The organism is Rhodococcus sp. MPR-R1B, assembly GCF_058793255.1.
In genome coordinates this window covers 1-10,060 of the sequence record NZ_JBXAFO010000058.1, presented here as the reverse complement: position 1 = coordinate 10,060, position 10,060 = coordinate 1, and the positions used below count along the sequence as shown (strand labels likewise).

The window sequence follows — 10,060 nt, the reverse complement described above, 5'->3', positions numbered from 1 at the left end:
TTGGCCGGAGCCTTCTTGGCGGGAGCCTTGGTGGCAACCGTCTTCTTGGCTGCGGTCTTGGCCGGAGCCTTCTTGGCGGGAGCCTTCGTGGCAACCGTCTTCTTGGCTGCGGTCTTGGCCGGAGCCTTCTTGGCGGGAGCCTTCGCGGCAACCGTCTTCTTGGCTGCGGTCTTGGCCGGAGCCTTCTTGGCCGGAGCCTTCTTGGCTGCGGTCTTCTTGGCAGCAGCCTTCTTGGCTGCAGCCTTGGTGGCCGGTGCTGCTACGCCACGCTTGACTGCCGGGCCGGTGGCCGGAAGCTTCTGTCCACCAGCGATAACAGCCTTGAACTGCGCACCCGGACGGAAAGCCGGAACCGACGTCGGCTTGACCTTGACGGTCTCGCCCGTACGCGGGTTGCGTGCAACACGTGCTGCACGACGACGCTGCTCGAAGACTCCGAAGCCGGTGATGGTCACGCTCTCGCCACGGTGGACGGCGCGGACGATGGTGTCCACGACGTGCTCCACTGCGTCGGTCGCTGTGCGCCTGTCCGAACCCAGCTTTTCAGTCAGAACATCGATGAGCTCTGCCTTGTTCATTGAAATTCCTCCGCTAATTGTGGTCCACCGTCGGACCGACTGAGAACCACGGTAAACCTGATAACGGCAAGAGTCTATGTGCCACGCCAATTCTCATTCAACGTGACTGCGAAATGGTGACCTATTTCTCTTCCCGCGCGGAGTTGCGGATTTCGGTTCAGCCCTGCGAAATTCGGGCTGGAAGGGTAGTCGGTTTCCATGAAGGCCTTGACTTTTCGAACTCGGAAATCGCGTCTACCTGCCGCAATGTCAGTCCGATGTCGTCGAGACCCTCCAGCAGACGCCACCGTGTGTAGTCGTCAATATTGAACGGCACCACCGTAGTTCCGGCGCTGACGGTCCGATTCTCGAGATCTACTGTCAATTCCAGTCCGGGCTGCTCTTCGAGCAACTTCCAGAGCAATTCGACGTCGCTCTGCTCGACCTGAGCCGCTACGAGACCGGCTTTTCCGGCGTTTCCGCGGAAGATGTCGGCGAACCGGGAAGCAATGACGACCCGAAATCCGAAGTCGGAGAGAGCCCACACGGCATGCTCACGCGAAGAGCCCGTGCCGAAATCGGGACCGGCCACGAGGACACTTCCCTTGTCGTACGGAGCCAGATTGAGAATGAAGTTGGGGTCGGTACGCCAGCCTGCGAACAGCCCGTCCTCGAATCCGGTGCGCGTCACCCGTTTCAGGTACACGGCAGGGATGATCTGGTCGGTATCGACATTCGAGCGTCGCAGCGGGACGCCGATACCCTTGTGCGTGGTAAAGGATTCCATCGAAATTCTCCTCGAGATGGTAAGTGGGTCAGACCAGATCGGCCGGTGCCGAGAGCGTTCCGCGGACCGCCGTGGCAGCCGCGACGAGCGGGGAAACCAGATGGGTCCGGCCGCCTTTACCCTGTCGGCCTTCGAAATTCCGGTTGGACGTCGATGCCGAACGCTCGCCGGGAGCAAGCTGGTCAGGGTTCATTCCCAAGCACATCGAGCAACCGGCCTGGCGCCATTCAGCCCCTGCCGCTGTGAAGATTTCACCGAGACCTTCGCTTTCGGCTTGAGCCCGCACCCGCATCGAGCCGGGAACGATGAGCATCCGAACGCCCTCTGCCACATGGCGACCCTCGAGCACCTCCGCCACTGCGCGCAGGTCTTCGATGCGTCCGTTGGTGCACGAACCGACGAACACGGTGTCGACAGAAACATCCCGAAGCGGCATACCGGCGTCGAGACCCATGTAGGTGAGCGCCTTCTCGGCTGCCTGACGCTCGCTCTCGTCGACGATCAGTTCGGGATCAGGCACACGGTCGCCGAGCGGCGCACCCTGTCCCGGATTGGTTCCCCACGTGACGAAAGGCGTCAATGCGCTTGCGTCGATGTGAACCTCGTTGTCGAATTCCGCGCCCTCGTCGGTCTTGAGCAACTCCCACGCGGCGACGGCTTCGTCCCACTCTGCGCCGGACGGTGCATGCGGACGGCCCTTGATGAACTCGTAAGTGGTCTCGTCCGGTGCGATCATGCCCGCGCGGGCTCCGGCCTCGATCGACATGTTGCAGATGGTCATACGAGCTTCCATCGACAGTTTGCGAATGGCCTCGCCGCGGTACTCCAGTACGTAGCCCTGGCCGCCGCCGGTGCCGATCTTGGCGATGACTGCGAGGATCAAGTCCTTGCTCGTGACGCCGGGAGGCAGCTCGCCGTCGACCGTGATCGCCATGGTCTTGAAGGGGCGCAACGACAATGTCTGCGTTGCCATCACATGCTCGACCTCGCTGGTGCCGATTCCCATTGCGAGCGCACCGAATGCGCCGTGCGTCGACGTATGACTGTCGCCGCACACCACGGTGGTTCCGGGCTGCGTCAGGCCGAGCTGCGGTCCGACCACATGCACGATGCCTTGGTCGAGATCGCCCATGCGGTGCAAGCGAACTCCGAACTCCTCGCAATTTCGGCGCAAGGTGTCGACCTGAGTCTTGGACACAGGATCTGCGATCGGCTTGTCGATGTCGATCGTCGGAACGTTGTGGTCCTCGGTGGCGATCGTCAGGTCGGGACGGCGCAACTGGCGTCCCGCCAGGCGAAGTCCGTCGAATGCCTGGGGGCTCGTCACTTCGTGAACGAGGTGGAGATCGATGTAGATGAGGTCGGGATCCTGCCCCTCCCCTTTCACGACAACGTGGTCGTCCCACACCTTCTCGGCGAGAGTGCGTGCTTTCTGTGCCATGTCTTCCACCTCTGTACGTAGCCTCGCGTCGGCGGACTACGGGCTGGCCCGCCGCGCGTGAAGTAGGTCCCCAGCCTTCACAGCAGATGCAGACTGTCCCGAGGAAATGCGCTATCCCTACAGGAAATGCGGTAGCATCCCACTATGCGAGAAACTGGTATCGACCTATGAGACAGCATAGCGGCATCGGCGTCCTGGACAAAGCAATGGGCGTGCTTCATGCAGTAGCTGAGGAACCGTGCAGCCTCACCGAACTCTGTGCACGAACCGGTTTGCCGCGCGCGACCGCCCATAGACTCGCCGTCGGTCTCGAAGTCCATCGACTCCTCACTCGCGACTCGGACGGTCAGTGGTGCCCAGGGCCCGGACTCGCCGAACTCGCTGCCACCGCTAATGATCCACTCATTGCTGCGGCCGGACTCATCCTCCCCCGCCTTCGCGAAATCACCGGCGAAAGCGTCCAGCTGTACCGTCGCGAAGGCACACAACGCATCTGCGTCGCGTCGATGGAACCACCGACGGGCCTGCGTGACACGGTGCTCGTCGGAGCCCGACTGCCGATGAACGCCGGATCCGGTGCCAAGGTCCTTCTCGCATGGGCAGATCCACAAACCCAACGGACCGTCCTCGCCGATGCGTCCTTCGGCGAACGAGTGCTGCTCGAGGTTCGCCGGCGCGGCTGGGCACAGAGCGCGGCCGAACGTGAGCCCGGTGTCGCCAGCGTCGCGGCTCCCGTCCGAGACTCGGCAGGCGCTGTCATTGCCGCGATTTCGGTCTCCGGCCCCATCGATCGGATGGGTAGACGACCGGGAGCCCGCTGGGCGGCGGACCTTCTCGCAGCTGCCGAAGCGCTCCACAAGCGTCTGTAATTCGTGACACAGTAAGGCCTTCAGATCCTCGAGCACGTAGGAGTACGACGCGACCATGGCAGGAAAGCAGCGTAGTCAGATCACGATGACCGAGGCCGAAATCTCGAGCTTCGTCGAAAAGAGCCGTACGGCAACGATGGCGACGTTGAGCGCCGACGGAATGCCTCACCTGATCGCGATGTGGTTCGCGATAGTCGACGGCGAAATCTGGTTCGAGACCAAAGCCAAGTCGCAGAAGGCCGTCAATCTTCGCCGGGACGCCCGAATGTCCGTCCTGATCGAAGACGGTCAGACGTACGACACGCTCCGAGGAGTCTCGATGGAGGGTACCGGGGTCATCGTCGAAGATCCGGAAGCCCTCTTCGCTGTGGGAATCAGCGTCTGGGAGCGATACACGGGCCCGTACACCGACGATCTCCGCCCGGCCGTCGACGCGATGCTCCACAAGCGCGTCGCGGTACGGTTCGTTCCCGATCGAACTCGTTCGTGGGATCACCGCAAGCTCGGGATGCCTGCGATGCCTCTTTCCGGCTCTACCGCACCGCCGCCGCAGCCCTGAGATTCGTGAGCGGAAAAATCACGAGCAATCGAATTCGGGCCGGCGTAGTTTCACCAACAGGCCCAACAACAAGGAGTGAGCATATGAGCGATCTCGACAGCAACACCCCGTCCGAACCCGAATCCCAATCGGAGGAAACCAAACGAAAGTTCCGTGAGGCCCTCGAACGGAAGAATCATCAGAACGCCAAATCGACCGACCATCGCGACGGACAGTCCAAGGTCCACAACACGCATGGCCCCGCCGATCACAAGCGAGAGTTCCGCCGTAAGAGCGGATAACCGATCGCGGACAACAGAGTGAGATGACGATCACCCCCAGTCGAATTCGACTGGGGGTGATCGTTTTTCGCATCGCCGGAAACATTTCCCGCACATACGAAAAGACCCCCGATCAATGATCGGAGGGTCTTTCCTTTGTAGCCCCGACGGGATTCGAACCCGCGCTACCGCCTTGAGAGGGCGGCGTCCTAGGCCGCTAGACGACGGGGCCAGGACACGCTTTTAAACGTGGTATTTCAGTCTTGCTCTTGGATGCTCAGCAAGCTTAGCTTGTCTGAGTCCGGCCACAAAATCGACCGGATTTCCGCTGGGGTACCAGGACTCGAACCTAGAATGGCGGTACCAGAAACCGCTGTGTTGCCAATTACACCATACCCCAAGGTCTTGCTCACCAGCCTTGCCCGATCCGCTTCGCTGTTGTGCTCGGCGGCTCGTCTCCGGCCGAAAAGAAGATTACCAGTACCCCTGCCCCAAATACCAAATCGTATGGTCACAGGAGGTTTTTGCTTCATTTTCGGCCGGAAGACCGTCCGATCTAGGCGGTTACCGCTGCCCTACCGGCGCGCAACCGAGCGAGCGAGACCTCACGACCGAGCAATTCCATCGACTCGTACAGCGGAGGGCTGATGTGAGAGCCCGTGATCGCGACCCGAACCGGAGCGAAGGCCTTACGCGGTTTGAGCTCCAGATCCTCGATGAGGGCCTTCTTGAGTGCTTCCTCGATACTGGCCGCCGACCACTCTGAGATGGCATCGAGCGCCGCAAGAGACGCGTCCAGAACCGGACCGGCATCTTCCTTCAAGTTCTTTGCCGCCGCGGCCGGATCGAGAGCAAACGACGCCTCGTCGACGAACAGGAATTTCAGCAGATCCCACGCGTCGGACAGGACGACGATGCGCGTCTGCACGAGGTCCGCCGCAACAGTGAACGTCGCTTCGTCGACGTCGGCGCCGATGTGTCCGTGCTCCACCAGGAACGACTTCAGACGACCGGCGAAGTCGGCCGGCTCGAGCAGACGAATGTGCTCGGCATTGATCGCGTCGGCCTTCTTCTGGTCGAAGCGGGCAGGATTGGAGTTGACCTTGGAGACGTCGAAGGCCGCAACCATCTCGTCGAGCGAGAAGACATCGTGATCGTCGGCGATGCTCCACCCGAGCAGAGCCAAGTAGTTCAGCAATCCCTCGGGAATGAAGCCCCGATCGCGGTGGATGAAGAGGTTGGACTCGGGATCGCGCTTGGAAAGCTTCTTGTTGCCCTGACCCATCACGAAAGGCAAGTGCCCGAACGACGGTGTGAAATCGGCGACACCGATACGAATCAATGCCTCGTACAACGCGAGCTGACGCGGAGTCGAGGACAGCAGATCTTCGCCGCGCAGTACATGGGTGATCTTCATCAACGCGTCGTCGACCGGGTTGACCAAGGTGTACAGCGGAATGCCGTTGCCGCGAGTCAGCGCGAAGTCCGGAACGGTGCCTGCCTTGAACGTGGTCTCGCCCCGCACCAGGTCGTTCCAGGTCAGATCGTGATCGGGCATCCGGAGGCGGACGACGGGCTTGCGCCCCTCGGCGATGTAGGCAGCGCGCTGCTCGTCGCTGAGCTCGCGATCGAAGTTGTCGTATCCGAGCTTCGGATCGCGTCCGGCCGCCTTGTGTCGCGCTTCGACCTCCTCGTTGGTCGAGTAGGACTCGTAGGCCTCGCCCGCGGCCAGCAACTTGGCAACAACGTCGAGATGCAGGTCGCGACGCTCGGACTGGCGATACGGTGCGTGCGGCCCACCGACCTCCGGGCCTTCGTCCCAATTGAGCCCCAACCAGCGGAGGGCGTCGAGGATGGCCTGGTAGGACTCTTCACTGTCGCGCTGCGCATCGGTGTCTTCGATACGGAACACGAATGTGCCGCCGTGGTGTCGTGCGAATGCCCAGTTGAACAAGGCGGTGCGCACCAAACCCACGTGCGGGGTTCCGGTGGGTGACGGACAGAAACGGACGCGTACTTCGCTGTTGGTCATGGCTCACTTGGCTCGGCGATGATGGATGGTCGTACTACAGGTTAGTCCGGCAGCCCTTCCTCCATCCGGCCGATCACTTACCCGGCAGGACGTTGATGCGTGTCATGTCGCCGTCGTAGTAGGCCAGCAGTCGCTTGTCCATGACCTTTCGCCACAGCGGCGGCACCCACGCGCAGACGATCATGACTGCGTAACCCGCTGGAAGTTGCGGCGCTTCGGCCGCACTTCGCAGGCTCTGGTACCGCAGACGCGGATTCGCGTGATGGTCGCTGTGACGCTGAAGTTGATAGAGGAACAGATTGCTGACGACGTGGTCGCTGTTCCAGCTGTCCTCGGGCGAGCACCGGACGTACGAGCCGTCAGGCCGCTTCGCACGTAGCAAGCCGTAGTGCTCGAGATAGTTGGCGGTCTCGAGGAACGTGAAGCCTGCAATTGCCTGAACGGCGAGCCACGGCGCAATTTCCCAGCCGAACGCGGCGATCAGACTGCCGAACAGAACCACACTCATCGCCCACGCGTTCAGGATGTTGTTGCGGTAACTCCACGTCCGTCTCCCCTGACGCCTCAGACGAGCGCTTTCGATCCGCCATCCCGAGCGCAGGCCGCCGATGACGCTGCGAGGCAAGAAGAACCAGAAGTTTTCCTTGTACCGCGAGCTGGCCGGATCCTCCGGCGTCGCGACGCGGACGTGGTGACCATGGTTGTGTTCGACGTAGAAATGGCCGTAGAAGGACTGCGCGAGCGCTACTTTCGCGAGCCACTTCTCGAGCTTCTCACTCTTGTGCCCCAATTCATGCGCCGCGTTGATCCCCACACCGGCAACCACGCCGGCAGTCATCGCGAGCGCGAACTTCTCCCCCGCCGCCATCGGCGCGTTCACCCAACACCACGCGACGAACACCAGCCCGACGTATTGGAGGGGCAGGAACAAGTACGTGCACCAGCGGTAGAAACGATCCTCTTGCAATTCAGGGATCGCTTCGTCCGGTGGGCTGTTACCGTCCTCGCCCGCCAGGAGATCGATCAGGGGAATGACGATGACGATCAGCCACGCCCCGATGGCCCAGAAGAGCCCGAGACTGAATTTGTCGACCAGGAACCACGCAGCGAACGGGCTGAGAGGAACCAGCAAACCCAGTGGCCACAGGTAGCGCTTCTTGTCTCGCCACACCGGCCGCTGCCCGTTCCGCGCTTGCCCTGCCGCTGTCCGGGAGGCTTCCGCGAAGGTCGTCATGTATCACCACGTTTCTGCGCAATCCACTCGATTGCCCCATCGGCTTCTATCCAGTTATCGGTCACCCTACTGCTCAGCGTTACATTTCAGGGAATTTGGTCTGTTACGGGCCGCGACAGCAAACCGTGGGGCGAACTCTCCCAACCTGGCCAAATCCGACATAACGCCAGGAGGATCAGAAGCGAAGCTTCGCCTGGGTCATGAAACCCGCAGGTCAGTCCCGGAGCCTGATTTCTTCGAGTCGGTAGGCAATCCCGATCACCCCACTGGCGATAGTTACCATCTTGCAACTTTTCTGCGACAGACACCTCTCGACCTCACACCACGACGGAGGCCCCATCCGGTTGGATGGGGCCTCCGTCGTGGTGTGACTGAACGAACCGGGTCAGGATCAGCTCTTGGCGGTCACCGGGTTCGTGAGAGTGCCGATCCCCGAGACCGTGACCGACACGGAATCGCCGTCGACGATCGGGCCTACTCCGGCGGGGGTGCCGGTGAGGATGACGTCGCCAGGCAAGAGAGTCATCACCGCCGAGATCCACTCGATGATCTTCGGAATGTCGTGGAGGAGAAAAGCCGTGCTGCTGTCCTGCTTGACCTGGCCGTTCACCTCGGTCTTGATGTCGACGTCGGACGCATCCAGACTGGTTTCGATCCACGGTCCGAGTGGGCAGAAAGTGTCGTGGCCCTTCGCGCGCGTCCACTGCCCGTCGTGACGCTGATGATCTCGCGCCGACACGTCGTTGGCGATCGTGTAACCGAGGACCACGCTCAACGCCTTCGCCGCCGGAACGTCCTTGCACGGTTGACCGATGACGACCGCGAGTTCACCCTCGAAGTGCACCTCGTTCGAGGTGGGAGGCAAGACGATCGGGGCACCCGGGCCAACTATGGACGTGTTCGGCTTGAGGAAGATCACGGGGTCCGCGGGAGCCTCTCCGCCCATCTCCGCGATGTGATCTGCATAATTCTTGCCGATGCAGATCACCTTGCTGGCGAGAATCGGAGCCAGCAGACGAACATCGGCGAGCGGCCAACTTCGGCCGGTAAATGTGGGGTTCCCGAACGGGTGCTCCGCAATTTCCTTGGCGACGAGGGCATCCTCTTCACCTTCGATACTGACGAACGCAACACCATCGGGACTGGCAATTCGACCAAGACGCATGCCGGCCAGTCTATCGGGGTGTCGGAAACGACTGACGCGCGCAAGCCGAATGGCTCACGCGCGTCAGTCCCGTGAAAGAATTCCTTACAGCGCTGCAGTGATCCGGTCGCCGATCTCCGTGGTGGAGATGGGACCTTCGCCGCGGGTAGCCAGGTCGGCAGCGACCACAGCCTCGACCCGAGCGGCGTCGTCCTCGCGTCCGAGATGGCGAAGAAGCAGTGCGGCCGAGAGGATCGCGGCGGTGGGATCAGCGATTCCCTTGCCGGCGATGTCCGGAGCACTGCCGTGAACGGGCTCGAACATCGACGGGTTGGTACCCGAGGCATCGATGTTTCCACTTGCGGCCAAACCGATGCCACCGGTTACGGCGCCGGCGAGGTCGGTGATGATGTCACCGAAGAGGTTGTCCGTGACGATCACGTCGAAGCGCGACGGGTCGGTGACCATGTAGATCGTGGCCGCGTCGATGTGGCAGTACGCGGTTTCTACGTCCGGGAACTCGGCACCGACGGTCTCGATTGCACGCGTCCAGATTGCGCCCGCGTTGGAGAGCACGTTGGTCTTGTGAATCAAGGTGAGGTGCTTGGACCGGGTCTGCGCCAAGGCAAATGCGTAACGCACCACGCGCTCGGCACCGAACCAGGTATTGATCGACACCTCGGTTGCGATCTCGTGATCGGTGCCGACGCGGATCGCTCCACCGTTTCCGGTGTACGGACCCTCGGTGCCTTCACGAACCACGACGAAGTCGATCTCCGGCTGGGCCGCCAACGGCGACAGCGCACCCGGATACAGCTGTGCGGGGCGAAGATTCACGTGATGATCGAGCTGGAAGCGCATGTTCAGCAGCAGACCACGCTCGAGGATGCCGGGTGCGACGATCCGCGGATCACCGATGGCGCCCAACAGGATTGCGTCGTGCTGACGAATCTGGTCCAGCTCGTCCGCCGGGAGCAACTCGCCGGTGGCGTTGTAGCGACGGGCACCGAGATCGTATTCGGTGGTTTCCAGATCCGGAACCAACTTGCCGAGCACCTTGAGCGCTTCGGCTGTGACCTCGACGCCGATTCCGTCACCCGGAATGACCGCAAGCTTCATGGAGTCCTCATCTCAGTAGAACTGTGCGCCTTTATCAACCGCGGGCGGTTGATAAAGG

Annotated in this window: 10 protein-coding genes and 2 tRNA genes; 3 read left to right on the top strand and 9 right to left on the bottom strand. The window is 61.7% G+C overall.

What is annotated here, in order from left to right:
- From AC1Q61_RS32395 to leuC, 3 genes are all read right to left on the bottom strand, one after another.
- On the bottom strand, positions 1-578 hold a 578-nt coding region (locus tag AC1Q61_RS32395; protein ID WP_492654926.1), incomplete at its 3' end, for an HU family DNA-binding protein.
- Positions 579-735: 157 nt separating this feature from the next.
- Positions 736-1,344, bottom strand: coding sequence for a 3-isopropylmalate dehydratase small subunit (gene leuD / locus AC1Q61_RS32390; protein ID WP_003944724.1), 609 nt, complete (start codon positions 1,342-1,344; stop codon positions 736-738).
- A 28-nt stretch (positions 1,345-1,372) separates the two neighbouring features.
- Positions 1,373-2,794 (bottom strand): 3-isopropylmalate dehydratase large subunit, encoded by a 1,422-nt coding sequence (gene leuC / locus AC1Q61_RS32385; RefSeq protein WP_003944727.1) that lies wholly within the window; start codon positions 2,792-2,794, stop codon positions 1,373-1,375.
- Positions 2,795-2,952: 158 nt separating this feature from the next.
- On the opposite strand from leuC, the gene AC1Q61_RS32380 reads away from it, so the two are divergent.
- The 3 genes from AC1Q61_RS32380 (at position 2,953) to AC1Q61_RS32370 (ending at position 4,494) form a co-directional block, all read left to right on the top strand.
- Positions 2,953-3,654, top strand: a complete 702-nt coding sequence (locus AC1Q61_RS32380; RefSeq protein ID WP_007729342.1) for an IclR family transcriptional regulator — start codon at positions 2,953-2,955, stop codon at positions 3,652-3,654.
- A 55-nt stretch (positions 3,655-3,709) separates the two neighbouring features.
- Entirely contained in the window at positions 3,710-4,213 is a 504-nt protein-coding gene (locus AC1Q61_RS32375) for a pyridoxamine 5'-phosphate oxidase family protein (protein ID WP_003944740.1), read from the top strand.
- 83 nt (positions 4,214-4,296) lie between these two features.
- The gene (locus AC1Q61_RS32370) at positions 4,297-4,494 is read left to right on the top strand and encodes a DUF5302 domain-containing protein (RefSeq protein WP_007729345.1); all 198 of its coding nucleotides are present in this window, start codon (positions 4,297-4,299) and stop codon (positions 4,492-4,494) included.
- A gap of 138 nt (positions 4,495-4,632) precedes the next feature.
- On the opposite strand, the gene AC1Q61_RS32365 is transcribed toward AC1Q61_RS32370, so the two are convergent.
- The 6 genes from AC1Q61_RS32365 to AC1Q61_RS32340 all read right to left on the bottom strand — a co-directional run bounded on the left by AC1Q61_RS32365 (position 4,633) and on the right by AC1Q61_RS32340 (position 10,002).
- Positions 4,633-4,705, bottom strand: a tRNA-Glu gene (locus AC1Q61_RS32365).
- Positions 4,706-4,801: 96 nt separating this feature from the next.
- Positions 4,802-4,873: transfer RNA gene (locus AC1Q61_RS32360), tRNA-Gln, on the bottom strand.
- Between the two features lie 156 nt (positions 4,874-5,029).
- Positions 5,030-6,505 (bottom strand): glutamate--tRNA ligase, encoded by a 1,476-nt coding sequence (gene gltX, locus AC1Q61_RS32355; RefSeq protein WP_003944712.1) that lies wholly within the window; start codon positions 6,503-6,505, stop codon positions 5,030-5,032.
- A gap of 73 nt (positions 6,506-6,578) precedes the next feature.
- Positions 6,579-7,739 (bottom strand): alkane 1-monooxygenase, encoded by a 1,161-nt coding sequence (locus AC1Q61_RS32350; RefSeq protein WP_030535413.1) that lies wholly within the window; start codon positions 7,737-7,739, stop codon positions 6,579-6,581.
- 391 nt (positions 7,740-8,130) lie between these two features.
- Complete coding sequence (locus AC1Q61_RS32345) at positions 8,131-8,904, bottom strand: fumarylacetoacetate hydrolase family protein (protein WP_003944722.1); 774 nt, start codon at positions 8,902-8,904, stop codon at positions 8,131-8,133.
- Between the two features lie 84 nt (positions 8,905-8,988).
- Complete coding sequence (locus AC1Q61_RS32340; RefSeq protein WP_003944691.1) at positions 8,989-10,002, bottom strand: 3-isopropylmalate dehydrogenase; 1,014 nt, start codon at positions 10,000-10,002, stop codon at positions 8,989-8,991.
- Between the last annotated feature and the right edge of the window lie 58 nt (positions 10,003-10,060).